The 26,181-nt window shown below is 36.4% G+C and carries 22 protein-coding genes and 1 tRNA gene; 7 read left to right on the top strand and 16 right to left on the bottom strand.

What is annotated here, in order from left to right:
* The first annotated feature begins 113 nt into the window (after positions 1-113).
* From ABVM52_RS09285 to ABVM52_RS09270, 4 genes are all read left to right on the top strand, one after another.
* Complete coding sequence (locus tag ABVM52_RS09285) at positions 114-2,399, top strand: M28 family peptidase (protein ID WP_405379797.1); 2,286 nt, start codon at positions 114-116, stop codon at positions 2,397-2,399.
* Positions 2,392-3,201 (top strand): NAD-dependent epimerase/dehydratase family protein, encoded by an 810-nt coding sequence (locus ABVM52_RS09280; RefSeq protein ID WP_405379795.1) that lies wholly within the window; start codon positions 2,392-2,394, stop codon positions 3,199-3,201. The genes ABVM52_RS09285 and ABVM52_RS09280 overlap by 8 nt, the downstream gene beginning before the upstream one ends.
* 125 nt (positions 3,202-3,326) lie before the next feature.
* Positions 3,327-3,701, top strand: coding sequence for a hypothetical protein (locus ABVM52_RS09275; RefSeq protein WP_405379793.1), 375 nt, complete (start codon positions 3,327-3,329; stop codon positions 3,699-3,701).
* Between the two features lie 132 nt (positions 3,702-3,833).
* The gene (locus tag ABVM52_RS09270) at positions 3,834-4,541 is read left to right on the top strand and encodes a hypothetical protein (RefSeq protein ID WP_405379791.1); all 708 of its coding nucleotides are present in this window, start codon (positions 3,834-3,836) and stop codon (positions 4,539-4,541) included.
* Positions 4,542-4,589: 48 nt separating this feature from the next.
* Here ABVM52_RS09270 and ABVM52_RS09265 read toward each other — a convergent pair whose 3' ends face one another.
* A complete protein-coding gene (locus ABVM52_RS09265; protein ID WP_405379789.1) occupies positions 4,590-5,084 on the bottom strand; it encodes a nuclear transport factor 2 family protein in 495 nt (164 codons plus the stop codon).
* On the bottom strand, positions 5,071-5,571 hold the full coding sequence (locus ABVM52_RS09260; protein WP_405379787.1) for a hypothetical protein: 501 nt from the start codon (positions 5,569-5,571) through the stop codon (positions 5,071-5,073). Before ABVM52_RS09260 ends, ABVM52_RS09265 begins: the two co-directional genes overlap by 14 nt.
* Positions 5,572-5,635: 64 nt before the next feature.
* On the opposite strand from ABVM52_RS09260, the gene ABVM52_RS09255 reads away from it, so the two are divergent.
* Positions 5,636-6,586 carry an NAD-dependent epimerase/dehydratase family protein gene (locus ABVM52_RS09255; protein WP_405379785.1) on the top strand — a complete coding sequence of 317 codons (951 nt, stop codon included), beginning with the start codon at positions 5,636-5,638 and terminating at the stop codon, positions 6,584-6,586.
* 1,140 nt (positions 6,587-7,726) lie between these two features.
* Here the strand turns inward: ABVM52_RS09255 and rimK are convergent.
* The 6 genes from rimK to ABVM52_RS09225 all read right to left on the bottom strand — a co-directional run bounded on the left by rimK (position 7,727) and on the right by ABVM52_RS09225 (position 14,516).
* Entirely contained in the window at positions 7,727-9,097 is a 1,371-nt protein-coding gene (gene rimK / locus ABVM52_RS09250; protein ID WP_405379783.1) for a 30S ribosomal protein S6--L-glutamate ligase, read from the bottom strand.
* A 37-nt stretch (positions 9,098-9,134) separates the two neighbouring features.
* Positions 9,135-10,661, bottom strand: a complete 1,527-nt coding sequence (locus ABVM52_RS09245) for a bifunctional GNAT family N-acetyltransferase/carbon-nitrogen hydrolase family protein (RefSeq protein ID WP_405379781.1) — start codon at positions 10,659-10,661, stop codon at positions 9,135-9,137.
* 124 nt (positions 10,662-10,785) lie between these two features.
* Positions 10,786-11,106: a hypothetical protein gene (locus ABVM52_RS09240; protein ID WP_405379779.1), complete on the bottom strand. Its 321-nt coding sequence runs from the start codon at positions 11,104-11,106 to the stop codon at positions 10,786-10,788.
* Positions 11,107-11,108: 2 nt separating this feature from the next.
* Positions 11,109-12,086: a deoxyhypusine synthase family protein gene (locus ABVM52_RS09235; RefSeq protein ID WP_405379777.1), complete on the bottom strand. Its 978-nt coding sequence runs from the start codon at positions 12,084-12,086 to the stop codon at positions 11,109-11,111.
* The gene (gene speB, locus ABVM52_RS09230) at positions 12,073-13,011 is read right to left on the bottom strand and encodes an agmatinase (RefSeq protein ID WP_405379775.1); all 939 of its coding nucleotides are present in this window, start codon (positions 13,009-13,011) and stop codon (positions 12,073-12,075) included. The genes ABVM52_RS09235 and speB overlap by 14 nt, the downstream gene beginning before the upstream one ends.
* A gap of 92 nt (positions 13,012-13,103) precedes the next feature.
* A complete protein-coding gene (locus ABVM52_RS09225) occupies positions 13,104-14,516 on the bottom strand; it encodes an arginine decarboxylase (RefSeq protein ID WP_405379773.1) in 1,413 nt (470 codons plus the stop codon).
* A 478-nt stretch (positions 14,517-14,994) separates the two neighbouring features.
* Here ABVM52_RS09225 and ABVM52_RS09220 point away from each other — a divergent pair, with 478 nt between their 5' ends.
* Positions 14,995-15,732, top strand: coding sequence for a hypothetical protein (locus ABVM52_RS09220; protein ID WP_405379771.1), 738 nt, complete (start codon positions 14,995-14,997; stop codon positions 15,730-15,732).
* Positions 15,733-15,768: 36 nt separating this feature from the next.
* Here the strand turns inward: ABVM52_RS09220 and ABVM52_RS09215 are convergent.
* Together ABVM52_RS09215 and ABVM52_RS09210 are read right to left on the bottom strand one after the other, a co-directional pair.
* A tRNA-Arg gene (locus tag ABVM52_RS09215) sits at positions 15,769-15,840 on the bottom strand.
* Positions 15,841-15,910: 70 nt separating this feature from the next.
* Positions 15,911-16,486, bottom strand: a complete 576-nt coding sequence (locus ABVM52_RS09210; protein WP_405379769.1) for a RidA family protein — start codon at positions 16,484-16,486, stop codon at positions 15,911-15,913.
* A 241-nt stretch (positions 16,487-16,727) separates the two neighbouring features.
* On the opposite strand from ABVM52_RS09210, the gene ABVM52_RS09205 reads away from it, so the two are divergent.
* Positions 16,728-17,972 carry an MFS transporter gene (locus ABVM52_RS09205; protein WP_405379767.1) on the top strand — a complete coding sequence of 415 codons (1,245 nt, stop codon included), beginning with the start codon at positions 16,728-16,730 and terminating at the stop codon, positions 17,970-17,972.
* Between the two features lie 57 nt (positions 17,973-18,029).
* Here the strand turns inward: ABVM52_RS09205 and scpA are convergent, their stop codons facing one another.
* From scpA to ABVM52_RS09175, 6 genes are all read right to left on the bottom strand, one after another.
* A complete protein-coding gene (gene scpA / locus ABVM52_RS09200; RefSeq protein WP_405379765.1) occupies positions 18,030-20,198 on the bottom strand; it encodes a methylmalonyl-CoA mutase in 2,169 nt (722 codons plus the stop codon).
* Positions 20,191-21,564 (bottom strand): methylmalonyl-CoA mutase subunit beta, encoded by a 1,374-nt coding sequence (locus ABVM52_RS09195; RefSeq protein ID WP_405379763.1) that lies wholly within the window; start codon positions 21,562-21,564, stop codon positions 20,191-20,193. The genes scpA and ABVM52_RS09195 overlap by 8 nt, the downstream gene beginning before the upstream one ends.
* A 109-nt stretch (positions 21,565-21,673) precedes the next feature.
* Complete coding sequence (locus ABVM52_RS09190; protein WP_405379761.1) at positions 21,674-22,483, bottom strand: DUF6503 family protein; 810 nt, start codon at positions 22,481-22,483, stop codon at positions 21,674-21,676.
* 224 nt (positions 22,484-22,707) lie between these two features.
* Positions 22,708-22,860, bottom strand: a complete 153-nt coding sequence (locus ABVM52_RS09185; RefSeq protein WP_405379759.1) for a YqaE/Pmp3 family membrane protein — start codon at positions 22,858-22,860, stop codon at positions 22,708-22,710.
* 143 nt (positions 22,861-23,003) lie between these two features.
* Positions 23,004-23,954, bottom strand: a complete 951-nt coding sequence (locus tag ABVM52_RS09180) for a DUF4382 domain-containing protein (RefSeq protein ID WP_405379757.1) — start codon at positions 23,952-23,954, stop codon at positions 23,004-23,006.
* Between the two features lie 263 nt (positions 23,955-24,217).
* Entirely contained in the window at positions 24,218-26,170 is a 1,953-nt protein-coding gene (locus ABVM52_RS09175; RefSeq protein ID WP_405379755.1) for an OmpA family protein, read from the bottom strand.
* Positions 26,171-26,181 lie beyond the last annotated feature (11 nt).

The raw sequence follows: 26,181 nt of genomic DNA, 5'->3' as shown, positions 1-26,181 counted from the left end.
TATTTAAAGGTTGATTAATAAAGATAATAAAATATTTGACATTTACTAAAAATAATCGATTTAAACAATATAATTTTTAATAATTTGTGCCTTTAAAGAAGAATACCATAATTATGAGAAAAACACCGACCATACTAACCTTACTACTTATTGTACTTGCAATTTATTGGAGTTTTCGTTCACTTTTGCCACAATATAAAACGGATGCGGAAGCGCCCCAAACCACCTTTTCAACAGATAGGGCGTTGATACATGTAGAACAACTCTCCCAAGAACCCCATAGTGTGGGTTTTGCAGGACATAAAAAAGCTCAAGATTACATCATCTCCCAACTAAATGCACTAGGACTTAAAACCACAGTTCAAGAAGGGTATACCGCTGGTGATTGGTCCAATCTTAGTAAAGCGGAAAATATACTCGCAAGAATCAAAGGAAGTGGAAAGGGTAAGGCATTGCTTTTATTGAGCCATTATGACAGTAATCCTCATTCTGCCTTAGGTGCAAGTGATGCTGCAAGTGGGGTAGCAACTATTTTAGAAGGTATACGTGCTTATTTAAAAACCAATCCACAGCCTAAGAACGATATCATTATTTTAATTTCAGATGCTGAGGAACTAGGGTTAAACGGGGCCCAACTTTTTGTAGATAGGCATGAGTGGTTAAAGGGTGTTGGCCTGGTATTAAATTTTGAGGCCCGTGGCAGTGGAGGTCCTAGCTATATGCTTATGGAAACCAATAGGGGTAACCGTAATATGATTACGCAATTTATAGCGGCCAATCCAGAATTTCCTGTAGCAAATTCTTTGGTTTACAGTATTTATAAAATGTTGCCCAATGATACGGACCTAACCGTATTTAGGGAAAATGCGGACATAGAGGGATTTAATTTTGCATTTATAGATGACCATTATGATTATCATACGGTAATGGACAATTATGAACGTTTGGATAGGAATACGTTGGCTCACCAAGGAAGCTACCTAATGCCTTTATTGCTGCACTTTAGCAACGCAGATTTAACCAATATTAAAAGTTTGAGTGATAATGTCTACTTTAATATGCCCTTTTTTAAAATGGTTACCTATCCTTTTACGTGGATTATGCCCATGTTGATCTTGGCGTTTCTTTGTTTTGCTTTGCTTCTAGTTTTAGGATTCAAAAAGAGGGTTCTGAATGTTAAGGATATTTTTAAAGGATGGATACCCTTGCTTTTTACCATTATCATTAATGGTTTGGTAGGTTTTTATAGTTGGTCTTTTTTAAAATGGTTATACCCTAGCTATAAAGATATGTTGCATGGCTTTACCTACAATGGCCATGCTTACATCATGGCATTTACATTCTTCTCCGTAGGAATTTGTTTCTATGCCTACCATAAGTTCAAGGTCGTAAAAACCGCCAATCTGTTAATAGCGCCAATTTTTATTTGGTTGGTACTCTGCGCTTTTATTGCCTTTTATTTAAAAGGAGCGGCCTTTTTTATGGTACCGGTGTATAGCGTTCTAGTAGCCCTATATATTCATATTAACCAAAAGAATCCTAATTCCTATTTATTGGTTTTTTTGGGGTTACCCGCCCTTTTTATTTTTTCCCCATTTATAAAAATGTTTCCTATAGGTCTTGGGCTTAAAATGATGATTGCAACCACATTGCTGGTCACCCTTACCTTTTTCTTGTTATTGCCCTTATTTACCAGATACCGCAAAAAAGCGGCATTGGCATTTTTGTGCTTTTTGCTGGGTACGGGGTTTTTGGTTTCGGCACATATGAATTCTGGTTTTACACAAGAAAACCCAAAACCCACTAGCTTGTTATATGTCCTTAATACCGATGAAAACCAGGCCATGTGGGCAACTTACGAACATGTACCATCTACATGGACAAAACAGTATATAACACAAGCCAATACGGCAGATAGTATTTTGACTAAAAATACCATTAGTAGTAAATATGGCTCTGGTTTTACCTTTACACAGAAAGCGGACATAAAGGAAATTGAACCGTTACAGATAGATATACAACGAGATACCGTTATCAACGGAGTACGTAACTTAAGAATATGTATGACTCCTCAAAGACCTATAAACAGGTTGGAAATTTTTAGGAACAATGCTGAAGTTTTAAGTGCAGAGGTCAACGGCGTACCACTGTCCGAGTATTATTTAAAGAATAGCAAAAACAATAGACTGGTAACCCATTACATTAGTGACATAACGTATACAGAATTGGATTTGACCCTTCCTGAATTTGAAAAGCTAGAATTAACGGTTTATGAAGCATCCAATGATCTATTAAATAACGATCGGTTTACCATTCCAAAAAGACCCGCTCATTTAATACCAATGCCTTTTGTTTTGAACGATGCTATAGTAACCATTCAAAAATTAAAATTTGACTAAGTATATCGGTATTTTAGGTTGTGGCTGGCTGGGCCTGCCATTGGGAACAAGTTTAATAGAACAAGGTTATAGTGTCAAAGGCACCACTACATCCAAAGAAAAAATACCTCTTCTAAGGGAAAAGGGGATTGAGGCCTATCATATTACTTTGACAGAAAACGAGGTTCAAGGACCTATTGACGAATTTTTGCAAGCAATTTCAATATTAATTATTGACATTCCTCCAAAATTGAGGGGAAAAGGCCCTAAAGAAAGTTATATCGCCAAAATGCAATTATTAAAAAAGGCGTTAAAAAACGCTACGATAAAGAACATTCTTTTTATAAGCAGTACTGCCGTATATGGAGATGCAGAAGGAACAGTCAACGAAAAAACAGTACCGGTACCCAGCACCCTTTCTGGCAAGCAATTGGTACAATCAGAAAATCTCTTTAAAGAAGATTGCTCCTTTAGCACTACCATAATACGTTTTGGAGGTTTGATCGGTCCAAATAGGCATCCGATCAGTATGTTGGCCGGCAAGGAAAACCTTGAGGGTGGTAGCGCCCCTGTTAATTTAATTCATTTAGACGATTGCATAGGAATCATAGCATCCATAATTGAAAACAATCATTTTGGCGATGTAATCAATGCGGTCTATCCAGAACATCCTACAAAAAAACAGTATTATACAAATGAAGCAATTAAGCGTAACCTTCCAATTCCGCATTATAGCGATACCAACCAAAAAAAGTATAAAAAAATAAAAACTTGTAGTATTTTTCTTATTAAGAATTATGATTTTCTCACAACGATAAATTGAATCTTGACCACACCTATTTAATAGTTCACAACAAAAGCGGTGATATAACGTTAATATATTATTGATTTACAACGAGTTATCGATGTATGACATAACTTTACTATTCAATTAAAAACCAAAATGTTATGGAAAAGTCGAAATTAAGGGAGAGGGTTTTATTTGAATTAGAGAAACTTATCTCCCAAAGCTGTAAAAATCCTGCAGCATCAAAAAAATACCAGCAATTACATATTGTATTGTTAAAAAAATACTACAATGCAACGAACGTAACCATTGATTATCATCGTCATAGAATTCAAATGGAAGTAATTCAGGATGATAGTGTGTATGATCCAAAACAGGTAAATACCTACCTACCCACTATTTACACCAATTTACTATTTAAAAACTTGAGAAATTTTTTGACGACCTGTATCGATCAAGATAATAAAAGTGTTGGGTTCTATTCTCAATTATTAAAAATGTTCAGTACCAAACAAAAAGGTATGGAACTGGTTTAAAAATGTAATACATAAGATTTGAAAGGCGCTTATATAAGCGCCTTTTTTATTTAAGGCCATTTAAAGCTTTCCTTAACAGGAGGATACAAATAATTTTAATAGTTTAGCGCACCTTAAAAAGAATCTAGACAGATGAAAAAAACAGCTTTAATATTGTTAATGGCAATATTGTTTACCGGCAGTTATGCCAGTGCACAGACCAAGACAGAGTTACAAAAACACTATGAAGCATTTTATGACCAAATGCGTCTGCAAGGAGATATTGATGGTGTTATCAATGCTCTTACACACCTTAATGTCATAGCTCCGTCCAAAGAAAGAATGGATACCTTGGCCTATATCTATGCCAATGACAATCAGCATTTACAGGCATTGAATACCATAGGTATAGAAAAAATTGAAACCGATTCTGATTTAGCAGTTCAGGTTAAGGCCATATCGCTAAAAGCCCTTAACCAACCAAAACGTTCATTAGAACAATTTGAAATTTTAAATCAAAGAGATCCAAACGCTTATCTAGCTTATGAATTGGCAGACCTTAAAGTACAATTAGGAGATAATGCCGGTGCCATGGAGCATGTTGAGTATGGCCTTGCAAACGCAAAAGACGATATGAAATATGCATTCTATGAGCGTCAACAACCTTATGAAGTTTCTTTAAAAGCCGCTTTTTTACATATAAAAGGCCTTATTCAATATAATATGGATAAGAATAATATTGACGAAGCTATTGCCACTATGAACCAAGCTTTGGCGCTTGACCCCAACTTTAATCTGGCAAGTTTAAGTAAACAAGCATTAACATCTAGAAAGGATGCTCCTGCGGATAAAAAAGAATAAACAGCTTATTTAATATTGGAAAAGGCGAACCAAAAAGGTTCGCCTTTTTTAGTAATTAGATTTTAACTCAATTAAAAGAAGACTATCCTTTTCCTTCTTTATACCAACCAACGTATCTACATACTCATTGGGTACGGCTATAGAAAGTACATAATGTGCTATTTTCCATTGTCCGCCCTCTTTCTTCAAAATACCTGATCCGCGACAGATTTTCATCTGTGTATCCAATAATTCATCGAACCAGGCAATATCATTGGTTTTGCTAACATAAATATTACGTTCTACGGCTGTAAAGTTCCAAGCCCTGCCCTTATCAAAATGGGGCTTGGCATAAGCCATAAACTCCGCTCTTTGCCAATTTTCGCCAGCATCTGTTCCTATAAAGACCGCATCTTTGGTCATCAATTTAAAGTAAGCATCAAAATTTGCCGTTGCTGCGGCATTATGCCAATCATCAAGTGCGCGTGCAATTTCCTTTTCCCCATTGTTTTGGGCAAACATGACCGTAGACAATAAAATAAAAAGTAGCTTAATTTTCTTCATTTGCACGTAATTCTTCCAGAAGGGTATTGTTCACGACCACATTAAACTGATTTCGTAAATTATTAAAGGCAACGATCATTTGTATAATGGATTCCTTTGGATTTTGACGATACTCCAAATCTCCCTTTGTTTTTAAAATAAAAGTCTTGAACACCTTTTGTCTGCTTTTAATTTGAGGTATATCAAATGCAGACGGATAAACACTGTCTTCCATTTTCTTTTGATTCTCGATCAACTCTTCCAAAATAAGTACAAAATCCTCTCTGAACTCCGTATTGTATAATTTATCAAAACTGCGTTCAACGGACGTATATTCCTTCCAATCTTTTAACAAAAGTTCCGCTTTAGAATTCACCGAACTTTTTACAGGAAGGCTGTCCACAACAATTTCCCAACCGGTACCTTGCGCTTCCACTGTTTCAGAAACGGGATCTTTACAGGATGCTATAAAGACCAAGACAATTAAAAAAAGTAATATTTTAGGCATAAGCGAATGTACAAATTTTAAGAAAAGGTATCTTTATCCAGCAATTCATTTAACGCATATTTAAATGTCAAAATATATATTAATTATTGGTGCATGTGGCCAAATAGGAACAGAACTTACCTATACATTAAGGGAAAAACATGGCTGTGAACATGTTATAGCCAGTGATATAAGAGAAGGTAACGATGAATTAATGCAATCTGGACCATTTGAAATTTTAGACGCTACCAATTATGATGCCTTGGAAGAGGTCATTGCCTATTATGAAATTTCCGAGGTGTATTTAATGGCGGCCATGTTGAGCGCTACCGCAGAAAAATTCCCCATGCGTGCTTGGAATTTGAATATGAACACGCTTTTTAATGTATTGAATTTGGCGAAGGACAAAAAAATAGATAAAATTTTCTGGCCGTCAAGTATTGCCGTTTTTGGTCCTAATACACCCAAGAACGACACTCCGCAAAACACCATTATGGAACCAAGTACGGTTTACGGAATAAGTAAGCAGAGTGGTGAACGTTGGTGTGAATATTATTTCAACAAGTTCAATGTTGATGTAAGAAGTATACGTTACCCAGGCCTAATTAGTTGGAAAACCATGCCCGGTGGCGGCACCACGGATTATGCCGTTGAAATTTATCATAAAGCACTTACGGAAAAGTCATACACTTGCTTTTTAGAAGAGGATACCAAATTACCCATGATGTTCATGGACGATGCCATACGTGCCACTTTGCAGGTTATGGAAGCACCTTCAGAGCATATTAAAGAACGTTCTGCTTATAATTTGGCAGCTATGAGTTTTACGCCAAAGGAAATGGCGGAAAGTATTAAAGCCGTAATTCCTGAATTTAAAATAGCCTACGAACCAGATTTTAGACAAGAGATCGCTAATTCGTGGCCAAGTAGTATTGACGATAGCAAAGCGCAACAAGATTGGAATTGGCAAGCAGAATTTGACCTTGAAAAAACGACTAAAGCAATGTTGGAAAATTTGGATAACATGGATAAGTAGAAATTTAGGTGGAATCTACCTTTGCAAGCACTTTACCTGAGGGAATTTGCACTTGGAATCAAAACATATGCTCCAATTAAAGTTTTGGTTTTAAAGGTATTGCTTTAGAAGCTATTCCCTTTAGTTGACTTGAGTGTAGCCGAAAGACTAGACCAACATTAACAAAAAGTCCCTTCAAAAGAAGGGACCTATCATGTGTTCAAAATTTATGTTGCCAACTTCGCAGATGGCTTACGACCATTTGGTTTATTTAAAACCCTAAAAATATTGTCGTTTAAATGTGTTCTGCGGCTCCTCTATACCGAAAAGGTAACAGTTTTGCTTGGTTATCACATTATCTACTGAACGATTAAGAGGTCTTTGAAAAAATAGGTGTTGGCTTTCGCTTTGCTTAGAAGGTCTTTGAAAAGGTTTCATACGATATTGTTTTTTAGTTATTGACTTATTTAATTCGACTCTAGAGGGTAATATCTTGGTTGGGGCATACCCTTAAAATCATCTTCATACAAAACTTAACTACATAATAATCATTTTGTTAAGACTGAATGTATTAAAAAAACAAATCGCTTTAACAGATTTCATTCCTTTATAAAACAGAAATATCACAATGCTAATTTCGCACTCTTGATTTTATCAATTACGGATTTTTGGTGACAGTTTTTTACTAAAAAATTTGGCTAACAACGGGCACGGACATACAAAAAGTATTTCGTTATCCTGAACAAGTATTAGACTAGCACAAGAAAAATGAATTAATTATTTAGCAGAAAATAAACAGTTGTTCTATCACCTACTACATTTGAGAATCGTCTGTAAAAAACGCCATTAGAAAAATCAAATCTAGTTTCAAATTGTGTTAGTGTTATCCACTATTTTATTTGTGTGTGTACTGGGTGATTCTAAATTCACACCTTGATCGCTCAGCATTTTGACTATTTCTGTAGGAATTTCAAGTTTATCAAATGGAAAAATTATCGTTTCCTCACATAAAGAATGATAACGTATTAAAAGAATTACAGTAAAAATTTTAAAACTCTTTATATCATAAGTCGACTTTTTACATTAATGTTACTTTATAAAATAACAAAGCTTCTTGATTTAAAAGTAAAATCAAGAAGCTTCATATTATAAAATCAGGACTTAATTGATAAACTTCAATCGCTTTTCAATGGCCATTATCATAGCGTTGGCAATGTCTTTACCCGTAGCATTTTCAATACCTTCTAGTCCCGGTGAAGAGTTAACTTCTAATAATAACGGTCCTTTGTTAGAGCGAATAATATCTACACCTGCAACGGCAAGGTTCAATACCTTAGCGGCTTTTAACGCCAGCTTTTTCTCGTCCGCAGTAATTTTAATAATGGAAGCCTTACCACCTTGGTGAATATTGGCCCTAAACTCTCCTTTCTGGGCTTGGCGCTGCATACTGGCCACTACTTTACCGTTCACCACAAAACAACGAATATCTTGTCCGTTTGCTTCTTTGATGAACTCTTGTACCAAAATGTTGGTATTAACACTCTTAAAGGCATTGATAACACTTTCTGCCGCCTTATTGGTTTCCGCCAGTACAACTCCTTTACCTTGGGTACTTTCCAAAAGTTTAATGATCAGTGGTGCTCCGTTCACCATTTTAATCAAATCTTTGGTATCCATGGGTGATTTAGCAAAGCCTGTAATTGGAATATGAATATCATGATTGGAGAATAATTGAGAGGCGAACAACTTATCTCTAGACTGCGTAATAGCTTCTGCAGAATTTTGGCAGTACACTCCCAAGTTATTGAACTGACGAATTAACGCGCAGCCATAAAACGTAACCGATGGTTTAATTCTTGGTATTACGGCATCATAATCCTTTAAGATAATACCACCTCTATATCTTATTTCGGGTGAATGAGCATCGAGCTTCATATAGGCCTGTTCTACATTTAGAAAATGTATTTCATGCCCTCTAGCCTCCGCAGCCTCCATGATTCTTTTATTGCTATATAAATTAGGATTACTGGCTAAAAGCGCAATTTTTAATCCTGTTTTCTCCTTAAAATAAGGAGCATACAATGAATTAACGTCGCTATCTTCAAATGATTTAAGCTGATAATTTACAGCAGGATTTACAACGTAACGTTCGTTTAAGGCCTCTCTACCCAATAGCATACGAAACTCCATTGTATCTCTATTGGCAAGAGTCAATTCAATATCAAAAGTATCTTCACCAATAGTTACCGGTGTTTTAATCACCAAGCGCTCTTCTGAAATACCAGATGAACTTTTAACCATACGGCGGGCAACCAAACGTGCTTGGCATTCAATGGCAATACTACGGTTTTCTTGAAGCGGACTAACCTCAAATTTCACCCATTCTTGTCCGTTTTTCGTTACAATCTTTAAATTAGTAGCTTGTATGGAAGATGTTTTTGCCCCAGAATCTACCCTAGCTTTAATTGCCGGGATACCCAGGTCATTGAACACACACCACTCTTCACTACCTACTATCTTTAAATTATCCAATTTTGTTTGTTTTAGACCCCTAAATATAGGGGCTTTCTTATTTCTTTTTTAACTCAAATAAATCTATTCTTCTATCGCGAAGATTACGTACCGCACCAAATTGATTCAATTCTCGAAGCAAACTAATATCGACATCAGCAATTAAGATCATTTCTGTATTCGGTGTTGCCTCTGCCTTAACTCCGTTAGTGGGGAATGAAAAATCACACGGTGTAAACACCATAGATTGTGCAAACTGAATATCCATATTCTGTACATTGGGCAAGTTACCCACACTACCGGCAATAGCTACGTAACATTCATTTTCTATTGCCCTTGCCTGAGCACAATGACGAACTCTTGAGTATCCGTTCTGGGTATCGGTCAAAAAGGGAACGAACAAAATATCCATACCCTCATCTGCCAATAAACGACTTAATTCCGGAAATTCTGAGTCGTAGCAAACCAACACGCCTATTTTACCACAATCGGTATCAAAAGCCTTTAATTGGTTACCCCCTTGCATACCCCAAACTTTGGCTTCATCTGGTGTTACATGCAATTTTTCGTAACGCTCCATGCTTCCATCCCGTCTACACAAATAACCTACATTGTACAAACGCCCATCGATTACCTCGGGCATACTACCTGTAATAATGTTGATGTTGTAGGATATGGAAAACTCCGAGAATTTTTGGGCTATTGCCTGTGTATGTTTTGCCAGTTCCCTAATGGCATCGGGTGTAGACATGTGATTGTTCACCGCCATTAAAGGGGCATTAAAAAACTCAGGAAACAACGCAAAATCTGAACGATATCCAGAAACCGCATCTATAAAATATTCTGCCTGCTCCAATAGCTCGTCCAAATCTTTATAAGGTCTCATTTGCCACTGGATCAACCCTAATCTAATTACTGTTTTCTTTGTTGCCGCTTTTTTAGAAGGCTTTTGATAATAGATGTTATCCCACTCCATCAAAATAGCGAAATCTTGAGAAGCCTTATCACCATCTAAATACCCTTTCATCACTTTTGCAGGATGAAAGTCATTACTAATTTGAAAGTTGAGAACCGGATCTTGAATTTCTTTTCTACGAACCTTATCTATATATTCTTTTGGAGATAATTCTGATGCGTAGGCATGATAATTAGGCATACGACCGCCAAAAACAATACTCTTTAAGTTCAACTTTTCACAAAGTTCTTTTCTATAATCGTACAAACGACGACCTAAACGCAACCCCCTAAAACTGGGTTTTATAAATACTTCGATACCATAAAGCACATCGCCCTCATTATCATGGGTGTCAAAAGAATACTTGCCTGTAATTTGCTCGTAGGTATGGGTATCATCAAATGCGTCATAATCTACCACAATTGATAAAGCTACACCTGCCAGTTGGCCATTGATCTTAATTACGACCTGACCTTCAGGAAATTTTTCAATCAAAGATTTAATATGTTTCTCTTTCCAATAAGAGCCAGGCATATTGGTGTAGGCAGAAATCATAGCAGTTTTTAACTCTTGATAATCATCAATAGTTAAAAACTTTAATTCAATATTTTCAATTTCGTCAATTTTCATGTATCCGTTGTAAGCACAGCGATATTTAGTTTAATTTTTGTGTGATAATTATTTTCCGGCTTACTAGATGCAAACCGGAATTATTATTTGTATTTGTTTATAAACACGTGAAAGGTTCTAAAACCTAATCGTCATCACCATCTACCATATCCTCAGGATCTGGCTCCACTACCGCCGTTGGATCATCATCGTCAAAATCTTCATAATCATCTTCATCATAATTCTCCATAGTATACTCAAGTTTGGCACTGATTTTAACCAAATACTTGGTGTCCTCGGTTAACACCTCAACCGCTTCAATACGTTCTCCTTGGGCATTTCTAAAGGAGATAATATTACGGTCGTCATACCCATCTGGATATCTATCTACCAACAGTTTTAAAACCTCTGGCGTCAACTTTTTAAAGTCCACGATTACTCTTTTTAAGTGTGCGTTCTTGTCCATAATTACATATCTAATAGGTAAGCAAAAATTAATGGTGCAACAATCGTCGCATCGCTTTCAATAATATATTTGGGTGTATTGATATCTAATTTTCCCCAGGTAATTTTCTCGTTTGGCACTGCACCAGAGTACGAACCATAACTAGTGGTACTGTCGCTAATCTGGCAGAAATAGCTCCAGAACGGAGTGTCGGTTCGTTCCATATCTTGATATAGCATAGGCACTACACAGATAGGGAAATCGCCCGCGATACCACCACCAATTTGGAAGAAACCAATACCATTTTCAGAATTTTCAGTATACCAATCTGCCAAGAAGGTCATGTACTCGATACCAGATTTCATGGTACTCGCTTTCAACTCGCCCTTCATTACATACGATGCAAAAATGTTACCCATTGTACTATCTTCCCAACCTGGGCAAATGATAGGCAGGTTCTTTTCTGCGGCAGCGTACATCCAAGAATCCTTAAGGTCTATTTCGTAATATTCTTCCAAGACACCCGAAAGCAACATTTTGTACATAAATTCATGTGGCAAATAACGCTCCCCTTTATCATCGGCATCTTTCCAAATCTTAAAAATATGTTCCTGCAATCTTCTAAAGGCCTCTTCTTCCGGTATACAGGTATCCGTAACCCGGTTAAGTCCTTTTTCCAATAGATCCCACTCATCTTGCGGAGTCAAGTCCCTGTAATTAGGCACACGCTTGTAATGAGAATGCGCTACCAAATTCATGATATCTTCCTCAAGGTTTGCACCGGTACAGGAAATGATCTGCACCTTATCTTGGCGTATAACCTCCGCAAAGATTTTACCCAATTCTGCAGTGGACATAGCACCAGCCAACGAAACCAACATTTTGGCTCCATTCTCCAACTGCTCTTCATACCCCTTTGCGGCATCTACCAAGGCAGCGGCATTAAAATGTAAATAGTATTTTTCTATAAAATTGGTGATCGCACCTTTAGTCTTCGTCATCTTCGAATCTTGAATTTGTGTTTGCTTTATAATCTACATCAAAAGTATTGTCATACTCTTGGTCAATATCTTGCCCCGCAAACTTATAGCTGAGCATTTTGTAATATAATTTTGCCGCCAGGAAGTCTGACGATTTATCATTTTCGTTGGGACAAAGCTCAACAATGTCGAAACCTACCACGTTCTTTTCTTCAAAAACCTGTTTTAAAAACTCCAAGGTTTCATACCAAAACAGACCACCAGGTTCCGGAGTACCGGTAGAGGGCATAATTGAAGGATCAAAGGCATCTAGATCTAAGGTTATGAATACGTTTTCCGTCATACTATCGATAACCTTATCCATCCAATAATCATCATTCACCATATCATGGGCAAAGAAGGTTTTATCCTCATCCATTACCGTTTTTTCTATAGCGTCCATAGAGCGAATACCAACTTGAACCAAATTAGTGGTCTGGCTAGCTTCATAAACTGCGCAGGCATGGTTATACTTTGTACCTTCATAAGATTCCCTAAGATCTGCATGCGCATCAATCTGTAACACCGTTAAATTATCAAAGCACTCATTAAAGGCACGTATAGAACCTATGGATATAGAATGTTCACCACCAAAAAGGGTTACGAACTTGTTACGTTTAATAAAGTCCTTGGTAATGTTGTGTACTTCATTCACCATGGCCATAGGAGTACTATTCTCCGTTATTGGCTCGGTTAAATGAATTCCTTGTTTGTAAACTTCAGAGTCGGTTTCAATATCATACAATTCCATGTTTTCTGAAGCTTCCAAAAAAGCATCAGGACCTTTGTCCGCCCCTTTACCCCATGTACTGGTTCCGTCATAAGGAACAGGGATCAAAATAATTTTTGATTTCTCTAATTGGGCGAATTCATCGGAAATACCCGCATAATTCTTTGATGTACTCATGATATATTAGCTAATGTTAATTGGTTGTTTAATTCTATTTTAAATTTAATTATTTGTAATTGGATTTGTGCCTGTCTTAACCAACAAGTTTTTTATTGATTGACCGCATCTATTTCGTAACCTAAAATATTCAATAAATCTTCTGCTTTTTGCTGTGCTCTAAAAAGCTTGTAAGTGAAGTTACCGTTTTCGTCTTTATCAATCAATATGTGTTTTGGCTGTGGAATTAAACAATGTTGCAAACCTCCATACCCACCAATGGTCTCTTGATACGCACCTGTATTAAAAAAGCCGATGTACAGCGGTTTTTCCCTTTTATACTTTGGTAAATAAATAGCGTTCATGTTCTGCTCACTATTGTAATAATCATCACTATCACAGGTTAGACCGCCTAACAGAACGCGCTCATATTCATCGTTCCAACGATTAATTGGCAACATGATAAACCTTTTGTTGATCGCCCAAGTATCTGGCAAAGTCGTTATGAAAGAAGAATCTATCATATTCCATTTCTCACGATCGTTCTGTTGCTTCTGATATAATATCTCATAGATGGCACCACCACTCTCACCTACCGTGAAGCTACCGAACTCTGTAAAAATATGTGGAACGGGCACATCTGCCTCAGAACAGGTAATATTAATTTGGTTGAGAATCTCATCAATCATATACTGATAATCGTACTCAAAAGCCAATGAATTTTTAATAGGAAATCCGCCCCCAATATTCAAACTATCCAATGATGGGCAAATCTTCTTTAAACGAACGTACACTTTTAAACACTTTACAAGCTCGTTCCAGTAATAGGCATTGTCACGAATACCGGTATTAATGAAAAAGTGTAGCATTTTAAGTTCTACCTTGTCATTGTCCTTAATTTGATTTTCGTAAAAAGGAACAATATTCTTGTAACCGATACCCAAACGAGAGGTATAGAATTCAAATTTTGGTTCTTCTTCAGATGCAATACGGATTCCTACTTTAAAGGTATCGTTAATAACATCGGTCAATAAATCTATCTCCTCATAATTGTCGATAATAGGAATACAGTTCTGATGCCCGTTATTGATTAAACGAGCAATATTATCTATGTATTTTTCACGTTTAAAACCGTTACAGATTACATAGGTTTGATCATTTAGTTTGCCATCTTCCTTTAATTTTTCAATAATATTAATATCGAAGGCCGAAGAGGTTTCCATATGAATATTGTTCTTTAAAGCCTCATGCATTACATGCTGAAAATGCGAGCTTTTGGTACAATAACAATAATGGTATTTACCCTTGTAATTATTCTTCTCTATGGCATTGGCGAACCAATTTTTGGCTCTTAAAATATTCTCTGAAATTTTAGGTAAATAAGTGAATTTTAACGGACTACCATATTGCTGCACCAACTCGTTCAAGGGGATGCCGTGAAACCGTAAATGCTCTCCGTCTAAATTAAATTCTTCTTGGGGAAAATAATAGGTTTGATCAATTAGATCAATGTATTTGGTATTCATGAAATTGAATTAAAATGAAATATGATATTTTATAAATATAGTAACAAGCCTAGTGACTTAAAGTTAAGAAAACGTAACCATGTAGAAACAGGGTATCACACCAATATTTGGCGCTGTGTAGTAGGAATAAAGAAGTAATCATGCTGACTTTGCATGATACTAGAATAAAGAACGGAAGTTTGCTTTACTAATCGGCAACCTATCTTATAAGCCATTTGTGGGAAATACTTCCAATTTCCCTCAAACCCGAACATAGAATAACGATACATAATGTCCAGCTAAAAGCCTGAAATCACCAACATACAAAGTTGTATATTAGAACAGGACAAATGAAATCAAAAAAAATGAAAAAACAAGCTTTTTCGTTTTTTTTACGACCAGCGACAATTTTTTTTAAAATTAAGTCTGATAATTTTAAAGTTAACACATAACTATCTTATTTTTAATATATTAAAACAACAAACCTAAATCGTAGAAAATGAAAATTGACAATTTTAAAACTCCTTATTTTGCAGTAATTCTATTTTTTGCCGCAAGTTTAGCTTCCTACGGTCAAATTAAGCGCGGAATTTATGTGGATACTGTTGAAAATAATGGTGTAAAAAGAGTGCATCAAGTAAAAATTAATCGGGATTATTTTATCTATAATGAATATGAAATTGAACCTGCAAAATTTATAAAAACAGTGGGCGGCTTTTTTCAAATGGAAGAAACCTCATCAGGCAACCTTTTGGTAGTGCGTTTAGAATTTAATTCTGACTACCAGAATGATGCCGTAAAAGAGCTATCAATTCCTGTAGGGATTGAAGGTGATCAGCTAAGAATGAACTGGAAACAACAATTAACGCTAGAACATATAAAAGCTACCACACAAGATTTAGACGGCGCATGGCTTTTTGCCACTAGAGGACCGGATACCGGGCAAGAAAGACGCGGTGAAGAAAATTCAAGAAAGACATTAAAGCTCTTAATGGACCATACGTTTCAATGGATAGCCTACGATACGGAATCTTTTCGTTTTTCCGGTACGGGCGGCGGCACCTACTCTGCCGAAAACGGAATTTATAAAGAGTCTATAGAGTTCTTCTCTAAAGATAATTCTAGGGTGGGCGCTGATTTGGAATTCAACTACAGCATAGAAGGTAAAGATTGGCACCATACGGGCAACAACAGTAAAGGTGAACCTATGTATGAAATATGGAGTAAAAGATGGTAGCTAGTGTGTTGTTTAAGCACCATTAGGATTAAAAAGTAGCCTCGGCAAGAATCGAACTTGCATCTAAAGTTTAGGAAACTTCTATTCTATCCATTGAACTACGAGGCCAAGATTTTTTAAAAGACGGTAAAAATAAAAATATTTTAAATATTCTTATAACATAAAAAGGTAACATTTACTATTCCGGATATACCTCTACGACCATTTCTACCTCAACCGCCATATTACCAGGTAATGAACCCATACCAACTGCCGCACGTGCATGCTTTCCTCTATTTCCGAAAACTGCTACCATTAAATCCGAATAGCCGTTGATTACTTTTGAATGATCGGTAAAGTTTGGGGCAGCATTCACCATACCGTGAACACTTATAATACTTTTCACTTTATTGAGATTACCCAATTCTGCATTTAAAACAGATAATTGATTAATGCCTGCTTCTCTTGCTGCCTGATATCCCTGCTCAACGGTTAAACTATCGCCCAATTTTCCAACAATATTCTCGCCATTGGCCTGTCTAGGACCTTTACCTGATAAAAATAATAGATTCCCGCTTTTAGACGCGTGGATATAATTTGCTACAGGATTACCTATTTGCCTTAATTGTATACCCAAACTATCCAATTTTGCTTCTGGATCATTTTTATGGTCAACTAAAGATTGGTTCAAGGTATTATTTTCTTCCAATTTTCTGTCCACATTGGCACAACCAAGCACTCCAAAAAAAATAAACAAATAGATTACACTTTTCATATATGATATAATTTTCAAGTTTCTTTTTACAATACAAGGTAGTTAATAGTTAAGTATCAACAAGATATACGATAAAATTGCGAAATCTACCATTACCAAAAAAGCATTAATATTTCCGTATATAGTAATTTTTATGTCGTACAGCGCACTTATAGTATCATTTTACTAAAAAAGGTAGGTTATTATTTCATTTTTATTAGTTTAGCATATTAACCAATACAACAACTAAATCAATACAAATATGGAAAGTTCTAGTACAACTCCTAAAGTAAATGCGAATAGGTTATTTTATGCCAGCTGTTTCGCATTAATTACCACGGCATTTTCTTTTGCCATTGCGGCAGGTATTTTGGACCAACTGAAAACAGAATTGGAATTAAGTGCCAGTCAAGCCGGACTTATAACCTCTATGTGGTTTGCGGGTTTCCCTATTGCCATGGTCATAGGTGGTCTAATATATCATAAAGTAGGTGGTAAGGTAATTATGCAATTTGCATTTTTTGCACATGCTGTTGGTATATTGCTCTTAATATTTTCCAGTAGTTATATGGGCCTATTGATTGCCAATCTACTTATTGGTTTAGGGAACGGATGTACCGAAGCGGCGTGTAACCCAATGATTGCCGATGCCTATAAGGGTAATAAAATGAGTAAAATGCTAAACCGTTTTCATATGTGGTTTCCTGGAGGGATAGCGGTAGGTAGTTTACTTTCCGGTTTTATGACAGATTTTGGCATTACCGGTCAAAGTCAAGTATGGCTATTATTAATACCAGCCGTTATTTATGCATATTTATTCTTTGGACAAACATGGCCTAAAGCTAAGGTTGAAGAAGCAGCTACCATTAGTGGCAATTTAAAAGGCATGTTTACCCCTTTATTCTTATTTATTGCCGTATGTATGGCTTTAACAGCAATATCAGAGTTTGGACCAAACCAATGGGTAGGTCTTATTCTTTCAAAAAGTGGTGCCGAGCCTACATTGATCTTGGCATTAACGGCAGGATTAATGGCTATAGCAAGATACTTTGGTGGAAATATGGTTGCTAAATTTAACCAAACAGGTGTTTTATTAGGTTCAGCTATTTTGGCCACCATTGGTATTTATTTGTTTAGTACACAAACAGGAGCCATGGCTTATGTAGCAGCCATTATATTTGCCTTGGGTATTGCTTATTTCTGGCCTAACATGATCGGGCTTACAGCTACGAAAACTCCTAAAACCGGAGCTTTAGGTATGTCTATTATTGGAGCGATTGGTATGTTTTCCACTTCAATTTTTCAACCAATTATTGGTGGATGGATTGATGCCGATAGAGCTGCAGCCGAAGCACAAGGATTTACCGGAGATGAACTGGAATTGGTATCGGGACAGGAAACTTTAGGTACTATGGTCCTATTTCCTGCAATACTTATAGTCTTGTTCACTATTTTATATTTCTGGTTAAAGAACAGACAAACTGAAGTTGAAGTTGCCGCAGCGTAACTTAATGATATATTTTAAAAATGGTCGGGTTACTTAGTTACCCGACCATTTTTATTTTCAATACGTTTTTAAAAGTAATTTTAATAATTGAATTGCCGCCTCGCTTATTTTTGTTCCAGGTCCATAAACGGCGGTTGCCCCGGCATCTTTTAAAAATGTATAGTCCTGTTTGGGAACAACGCCACCAACAATGACCATAATATCATCCCTACCATACGTTTTTAATTCCTTTATCACCTCTGGCACCAAAGTTTTATGACCGCCTGCAAGACTGGAAATACCCAAAATATGTACATCATTCTCCACAGCCTGTTTTGCGGTTTCTTTAGGAGTTTGAAAAAGAGGCCCTATATCTACATCAAAACCTAAATCCGCATAACCTGTAGCAACCACTTTTGCCCCTCTATCATGACCGTCTTGACCCATCTTTGCAATCAATATTCGTGGACGCCTACCGTCTTGCTCAGCAAATTTATCCGCTAATTCCTGAGCGCTTTTAAAATCCTTGTCTTGTTTTATCTCTCTAGAATACACCCCCGAAAATGAATTTATTACCGCTTTATGCCTGCCAAAGGCCTTTTCCAAAGCATCACTGATTTCACCAAGTGTAGCTCTTTCCCTTGCCGCTTTTACCGCTAAAGCTAATAAATTTTCGTTCGAATCGCCATTTTTAAGCTTATCTACTGCCGCTTTGGTCAGTGCTTTTAAACAATCATTAACCTTGCCTGCATTTCTTTGGCCTTTAATGACCGTTAAACGTTCTAACTGCTGTCTTCTTACCTCTTGGTTATCGACCTCCAATATCTGTAAGTCATCCTCTTCTTTAAGTTGATATTTATTGACACCAACAATGACATCTTGTTCACTATCTATACGTGCTTGTTTTCTAGCCGCAGCTTCCTCTATTCTGGTTTTGGGTATACCTGTTTCAATTGCCTTGGTCATTCCCCCAAGGTTCTCTACTTCTTGCATCAACTCCCACGCTTTATGCACTAAATCATGCGTAAGTTTCTCCACATAATAACTGCCTGCCCATGGGTCCACCGTTTTAGTTACGTTCGTTTCATGCTGCAAGTATAATTGAGTTTCCCTGGCAATACGTGCAGAAAAATCCGTAGGTAGGGCAATGGCCTCATCCAATGCATTGGTATGTAAACTCTGGGTACCGCCAAAAACCGCTGCTGCTGCCTCTATAGTTGTTCTCGCCACATTATTGAAGGGGTCTTGTTCCGTAAGGCTCCACCCGCTAGTTTGGCAATGCGTTCTTAGCATCAACGACTTTTCGTTCTTCGGATTAAAATCTTTAACCACTTTTGCCCACAACATTCTTGCTGCCCGCATTTTGGCAATTTCCATAAAATGGTTCATCCCTATCCCCCAGAAAAAGGAAAGTCGCGGTGCAAAATCATCAATCTGTAATCCGGCTTTTAAACCCGTTCTAATATATTCCAATCCGTCGGACAAAGTATACGCCAGTTCTAAATGTGCAGGAGCACCTGCTTCATGCATATGATATCCGGAAATACTAATACTGTTGAATTTGGGCATATGTTCGCTGGTATATTCAAAAATATCGGCTACAATCCGCATGGAAGCCTTTGGCGGATATATGTACGTATTACGCACCATAAACTCCTTAAGAATATCGTTCTGTATGGTCCCTGATAACTGATTTAAAGCAACCCCTTGTTCTTCTGCAGCAACAATATAAAATGCCATAATAGGAAGCACTGCCCCGTTCATGGTCATTGATACGGACATTTCATGTAGTGGAATACCATCAAAAAGTATTTTCATGTCCTCTACCGTATCAATGGCAACGCCCGCTTTACCAACATCACCAACTACACGTTCATGGTCACTGTCATACCCCCTATGGGTTGGAAGATCAAAAGCGACCGACAATCCTTTTTGCCCGGCTTTTAAGTTTTTTCTATAAAATGCATTACTTTCTTTAGCCGTTGAAAAACCGGCATATTGCCGTATGGTCCAAGGACGTTGCACATACATGGTTGAATAAGGTCCTCTTAGAAAAGGAGGAAAACCTGCAGCAAAGTTAAGATGTTCAAGTTCATCCAAATCCGCTTTTGAGTAGCTTGGTTTAATAGGAATAGTTTCGGCAGCGGTAAAAAACGTTTCCTTGTCATTATGGATATGACCTGTAGAATCAAGTTTAGCGCTCTCGCCATCCTCCAATTGAATATGTTGCAAATCTTTCCTACTCATGTGACAAACGGTTTTGTTCCTTTTCTTCTGCCAATCTTTTTTCTATTATAGGATGAATCAAAGTCTTTCTAGGTTTTCTTTTAACAAAGGGAAAAAGTTCTATTTCTTTAGACATACTATCCGTTACGGTGATAAAATCATTGGTTCCCACCAAGATCATTTGTTTAGAATTGAATCTATCTTGCTGTTTTTTAGCCGAATTGGCTATTTGATGCTGAACCGAATGATTTTTAAGCTGCTTTAAAAAACCACCTTCCTTTTCTATACGTTTAAAACCCAACAACGCCTTTTCCGCTATTTGATCGGTCAATGTTTCTATATAATAACTACCATCTACAGGATTACCTACTTTATCAAAATAACTTTCCTCCTTTAAAAGAAGTAACTGATTTAGGGCAATACGATTAGCAAATTTATTTTCTTTCTTAAAAACCGCATCGTACCGCATATTAAAAACCGTGTCTGATCCTCCAAGGACAGCAGACATACACTCCGTTGTTGTTCTGAGCATATTTACATTATAATCATAAAGAGTTTTGTTACGTTTAGAGGGTGTTGAAACAATATGGCAAGGAATCTGCACCCCATATGCCTTGACTAAAGTGTTCCAAAGTTTCCTAAGCGCCCTTATTTTAGATATTTCAAAAAAGTAATTTCCTCCGATCGCTAGTTTAAATTCCAAACTTTTTACAAGGTCAAGATTGCCAAGTTCAAGACACTTGTTTAAATATTCATTGGCATGTGCCATAGCAAATGCCAATTGTTGTACAATGTCCGCACCAGCATTTTCGTATAATGCCACATCAACCTTGAGGACGTTTTCTAAATTTAAGGAAAGAATATCCTTGACATCTATAAAATCATCTTTAAGCGTACGGTACCAATTACCTGTTCTTCCTAAATGGCCAATAGGATCAATTCCAAAATGTAAAGAAGTTGCATCTTTACAATTGCTCATGACATTTTCAATATAATTTTTGGACAAAAATTGCATATCAAAATACACCTTTGTTTCATTAAGGTTAATTTTGTTCAAAAGAGAAACTACATCTATACTTTCATCAGGTATTAAAAACGTAATTGCCTCTGCTCCTCTTTGCATAAAATTTAATGCATTTTGGTTGGCCATTAATGCATTACCGGCATATACATTATACCCAATTTTCCATGTAGGTTTTGTAGTTGATGCATTTGTTTTGTTCCGTATATCCTCTTCATTATAAAAAGGTTTTACTTTAATGCCTTCCAGCGTATCCCAAACAACTTCCTCATTATAATCCTTTCCTTTTAAGTTGTATTGAATTTTTTGTTTCCACTCTTTAGCGGAAATATCCCGGAAATTATCAAACAAGTTTTTACCAATCATGTAGGATTGCTTTAAAGTGTAAATACATTAAGTAATGAACTGTAGCTAGGTAAGTAAAATAGCACCATCAAAGATACAATAACGAAAATGATGACTGATGATGTACTTATTAATCTACAGTATCCTTAGCATCTAAATTCTGTACATCTTCCGTTTCAATTCTAGATAACTCCTTTAGTGTACCCTTTTCAAACAAAGCCGGAAGCGCTATTAGAGAAGTCCCTACAGGAGCTTCCCAATTAATGTAATCCTGAAAACGAATTCCATCAACCGTTCTAGGGTTATATGCGCTTCTAAAACGAACACCTCCCCCATTTACGTTATAGCTATAAGCCAAGTAGTCAATATAATGAGAATTTTTATTGATCCAATACATAAAGATATCATCAAAGTCCTCTCCTCCTCCTTTTTGTTCAAAGGTAACCTTGACTACATCATATTGCTCTTCTTTTATAATTGCATGGCCAACATGTTCTTTTATAACCGCACTATCTAACAATTTATGGGGCAGTGTAGCAAAATAAATTACTGAATTTAAGGCGTTACTATACTTGGCGATATCTTTCTTAGATAACGCCACAGCTTTTTCGTTAATGGTCCTTTCTAAAGTTCCATTGATTAAATAATCCGCAGTACGGTTTCCTATACTATCAATAAAATGAACGGTATACGTGTACCCTTTTTTGTTGTTAAAGGTGTATAGCTTATTTCTAAAAACGAATTGATAATGTGCAGTATCATATAAAGGACCACCGTGGGCCTCTACAGCCCGCTTAACAATAACATCTACATTGTCCGCATCATTCTCTAGTTCAACCTGTTCCCCACCATTGCCCTTTATCGCCTCTTTGGGTTGTTCTTTACAATTGACGTTTACAAGGCATAAAGCAATAATTGCTAATTTTAAATGACTACGCATGGGCTATAAAATTCTTTGTTCTACATAGGTATACATCTATAATATACCTATTTCCTTTGTATAACACTATTTAGTATTTTCAAAGGTATATCAAAAATCTAGGAGGAAGATATTCGTTTTTTAAATAAAAAAGTCGAACAAACTATCAACGAAATATTGATAGCCATTCGACCCTACATATCTTTACCATACACACAAGTAGGAAAGATAGTTATTTGTACTATTTACTGGTTTACTATAAAAGCATGGATTACTCCTGGTAACCACGCGAGTAACGTCAATAAAATACTGATTAAAAGTGCTGAGCCTATACCATGGTTCATAAAGACAGCCAATGGCGGCAATAATATATTAAGGATGATTGTTAGTAATGACATTGTATATTTTTTTAATTTATACAAATTTAAGATTACAACATTGTACTACTTGACTCTAAACCATGAGATCGTAACTCGAACAAAAAAGCACAAAAAAGCCCTGATCATAATGACAGGGCTTTATCTATATTCAATTAATAGATTTATTTTGTACCGGTAATAGTAACATTTGCACTTATTTGTAAGGCAGAAGTAATACTAATTGCTCCTAGATCTAAACCTGTACTAGACTCAGCTTCTAACAAAGCATTAAAAGCAAATTCATCTCCTTCTTCATTATAAGAAGCAAAGACCAATTCATATTCTCCTTCTTCCAAGAAACTAAGGTTATAGCCGTTATTTAAACCGCTTACTTCAGAACTGGTAACCGCATTGGCAAAAAGAACATTACTTTCTCCTTGACCATTACTCTCTACCTCAGCATTGAACGCTCCTTTTTCATAGGCGTATACAATAATTTTATCTGAAGTATTTTCGGGATCGTTAGCAGAACCAGAAATATTACCCGCCTTATCATTGTTGACTGCTCTAATACCGGCAGTTAATTCTTGCATGGATACAAACTCAAAATTGCTTGCGGCAGAACCTTGCTCTTCCTTAACGGTCTTCCTTAAATCAAAGTCAATAATGATTTCGTTGGTAGTACTAGCCAATACTTCAAAAGAATCGGTAATGGAAATTTTGTTCGATGTAGCTTCCAATTGGTCCTTTTCTCCATTGACCAACTCAACATAGCATCCTGGTGTGTTACCATCTGCATCTGTCTCATAATCCAGTTCAAGTTCAATATTGGAATATGACCCGGCTTCTAAATCTAAATTACCTAGTGTTAATGTTTCACCATTTACAAGTGCGGACAAATCAAACGTAGTTTTATTGAAACCTTCCAAAGTAGTACCATCAACCTTTACATTAGATACCGTAACAAATACGGCCTCTACATTGGCATTATCAATTGGGGCATCTGTAATCTTAAAGGTAGTGTCATAGGTTTCTGCATCCATATTCACATCTCCGTCGTCATTATTACTACATGAAACGGCCATTAACGTTGAAATAAAAGCAACTGTAACTGTTTTCAAATAATTTTTCATTCTTTTTAATTTTATATGTTTGGGTATAAAACAATCTAGAGGTAAAAAACCCTACATCGTAAATGTTAATATTTTTCTAAATAATGATTATCCTTTTTCACCTCAAAACAAAACCTTTACTAACCTGCTGTAAATAAACATTATAGTAAAATTGATGCTTTTTAAAACGCAGTAAAATTATTTTATAATGAAGGGTCAAAATAAGTAGGGCAAATAAAAAGACAACCTTAAAAGGTTGCCTTTTTACCCATATATTATTTACGTTATTCTACAACTATAAACTCAGATCTTCTATTAATTTGATGCTGGGCATCATTACATGCATCTTTGGTTACACAATCGTTTAACAATTGAGTTTCTCCAAAACCATTACCGCTAAGCCTAGCCCTATCAACGCCATGCTCTTCTAAAAATGCTATAGTTGCTTTTACCCTACGTTCGCTTAGTCTTAAATTATAATTAGCACCTGCGGATGCATCTGTGTGCGACCTCACTTCAATCCTAATATTTGGATATTCTTTCATAAAATCAATTACCGCATTTAAGGTAGCAGTAGCATCTTGCCTAATATAAGATTCATCCAAATCAAAATATATGGGTGAAATATTTAGAAAAGCAGTTAAATCTGACCCTACAGGTGGAGTTTTGATCATAGGTGCAAGTTCCAACGCAATACCTCCTATTTCTTCAGAATTATTCAATGAGAACGTAGTACCATCTTTTTCATAGTTTTTCTTAGTGGCTTCCAATTTGTATACACCACCATTACAAGATCTTGTAAGGCTAAACGTTCCAACTTCACTAGAAATAGATTCTGCCACTTTATTATTCTCATCATCATATAAGGTTATTCTAGCTCCTTCCAAGACAGTATCAGAATCTTTTACCCTTATAATGCCGTTAATTTCTTTCTGGCATTCCAAAACAATTTCTTCGGTTTCCTTGAAGGAATAAATATCGTCACTACCCATACCACCTTTTCTATTAGAGGCAAAAAACCCTGTTTTGGTTTTTTCGTTGATAATGAAAGAGAAATCATCCTGTTCACTATTTACAGGTTCCCCTACGTTCACAACTAAACCTTGACCCATGTTTTCTTGAATTCGTGTTGCAAAAATGTCCAAACCTCCCAATCCTGGATGACCGTCAGAAGCAAAATAAAGTACATTTTCTGAGGTTATATGCGGAAATGTTTCTCGACTCTCCGTGTTAATTTGATTGCCTAAATTCTTTGGGGTACCAAAACTCCCATCTTCATTAATATCTACCACAAATATGTCCGATTTACCAAAAGTGCCCGGCATATCAGAAGCAAAATACATTTTACGTTCATCTACACTAAGGGTTGGGTGTGCTACTGAATAATTATCACTGTTAAACGGTAACTCCGTAATCTCTTTCCACTCACCATCTTGAAGCGTAGCCCTATAAATCTTTAACCTACTTAGTCCTTCATTATCTCTTGCAAAATTTCCGTTTTTAGAGTTGTTTCTGGTAAAATAAACTGTCTTTCCATCTTTGGTAAAGGCAGTTGAAGTTTCATGTGTTTTTTTGTTAAGCTTTTTGGAAAGGCGTTCCGGTTCCGTATAATTACCGTTTTCCAAAGCCATGGCACTATAAAGGTTGGAAAAAGGCCTATTGTTCCATTTATGCAAATTCTTGGAAATCTTACCAGAGTCCCTGGCCGTAGAGAATACAATCTCTTTTCCAAAGATTGAAGGTGCAAAGTCCGAAGCAGGTGAATTTATAGACAGGTTTTTAATGTCATACCTACTGGATTTTGCCTTAATATTTTCTAAGTATTGTGTGTCTTCCAAGTACTTTATAGCCCTTAAATCCTCTGGATTATTAGCACTAAAGGTTTTCATCCATTCATTGGATGCCGCATAATCCCCTACAGATTTAAGAGTGTGGGCATAACGATACACATATTCCGGATCAACATTTACGTCATTTAAGGCAAATAACTCACCATACCAATGTGCTGCCGCATTGTAATCTGCCTTTTGATAATAAGAATCTCCTAGGTTACTGTAGATTTCTTGGGTTTCATAGCCTTCTTTAACCAGTTTTTCATAGGCTTCTATGGCTTCTGCATACGCATAATTCTTAAAATTGGTTTGTGCACTTTTAGCTTTTCTATCCTGGGCATGGGTAGTACCTGCCGCCAGCAGCAGTGTAAGAAAAAAATATATGAAGTTTGTTCTTATGGTCATTTTAAGATAGT

This window comes from Maribacter sp. LLG6340-A2 (genome assembly GCF_045057105.1).
In the GTDB taxonomy this organism is placed as follows: Bacteria; Bacteroidota; Bacteroidia; order Flavobacteriales; family Flavobacteriaceae; genus Maribacter.
The sequence above is the reverse complement of the archived record's forward strand: the minus strand, read 5'-3'. Positions and strand labels throughout refer to the sequence as shown.

Coding starts and splice junctions, on each gene's coding strand:
- ABVM52_RS09285 (WP_405379797.1), top strand. CDS start 114: ATGAGAAAAACACCGACCATACTAACCTTACTACTTATTGTACTTGCA.
- ABVM52_RS09275 (WP_405379793.1), top strand. CDS start 3,327: ATGGAAAAGTCGAAATTAAGGGAGAGGGTTTTATTTGAATTAGAGAAA.
- ABVM52_RS09270 (WP_405379791.1), top strand. CDS start 3,834: ATGAAAAAAACAGCTTTAATATTGTTAATGGCAATATTGTTTACCGGC.
- ABVM52_RS09265 (WP_405379789.1), bottom strand. CDS start 5,084: ATGAAGAAAATTAAGCTACTTTTTATTTTATTGTCTACGGTCATGTTT.
- ABVM52_RS09260 (WP_405379787.1), bottom strand. CDS start 5,571: ATGCCTAAAATATTACTTTTTTTAATTGTCTTGGTCTTTATAGCATCC.
- ABVM52_RS09255 (WP_405379785.1), top strand. CDS start 5,636: ATGTCAAAATATATATTAATTATTGGTGCATGTGGCCAAATAGGAACA.
- ABVM52_RS09245 (WP_405379781.1), bottom strand. CDS start 10,661: ATGAAAATTGACGAAATTGAAAATATTGAATTAAAGTTTTTAACTATT.
- ABVM52_RS09240 (WP_405379779.1), bottom strand. CDS start 11,106: ATGGACAAGAACGCACACTTAAAAAGAGTAATCGTGGACTTTAAAAAG.
- ABVM52_RS09235 (WP_405379777.1), bottom strand. CDS start 12,086: ATGACGAAGACTAAAGGTGCGATCACCAATTTTATAGAAAAATACTAT.
- speB (WP_405379775.1), bottom strand. CDS start 13,011: ATGAGTACATCAAAGAATTATGCGGGTATTTCCGATGAATTCGCCCAA.
- ABVM52_RS09225 (WP_405379773.1), bottom strand. CDS start 14,516: ATGAATACCAAATACATTGATCTAATTGATCAAACCTATTATTTTCCC.
- ABVM52_RS09220 (WP_405379771.1), top strand. CDS start 14,995: ATGAAAATTGACAATTTTAAAACTCCTTATTTTGCAGTAATTCTATTT.
- ABVM52_RS09210 (WP_405379769.1), bottom strand. CDS start 16,486: ATGAAAAGTGTAATCTATTTGTTTATTTTTTTTGGAGTGCTTGGTTGT.
- ABVM52_RS09205 (WP_405379767.1), top strand. CDS start 16,728: ATGGAAAGTTCTAGTACAACTCCTAAAGTAAATGCGAATAGGTTATTT.
- scpA (WP_405379765.1), bottom strand. CDS start 20,198: ATGAGTAGGAAAGATTTGCAACATATTCAATTGGAGGATGGCGAGAGC.
- ABVM52_RS09195 (WP_405379763.1), bottom strand. CDS start 21,564: ATGATTGGTAAAAACTTGTTTGATAATTTCCGGGATATTTCCGCTAAA.
- ABVM52_RS09190 (WP_405379761.1), bottom strand. CDS start 22,483: ATGCGTAGTCATTTAAAATTAGCAATTATTGCTTTATGCCTTGTAAAC.
- ABVM52_RS09185 (WP_405379759.1), bottom strand. CDS start 22,860: ATGTCATTACTAACAATCATCCTTAATATATTATTGCCGCCATTGGCT.
- ABVM52_RS09180 (WP_405379757.1), bottom strand. CDS start 23,954: ATGAAAAATTATTTGAAAACAGTTACAGTTGCTTTTATTTCAACGTTA.
- ABVM52_RS09175 (WP_405379755.1), bottom strand. CDS start 26,170: ATGACCATAAGAACAAACTTCATATATTTTTTTCTTACACTGCTGCTG.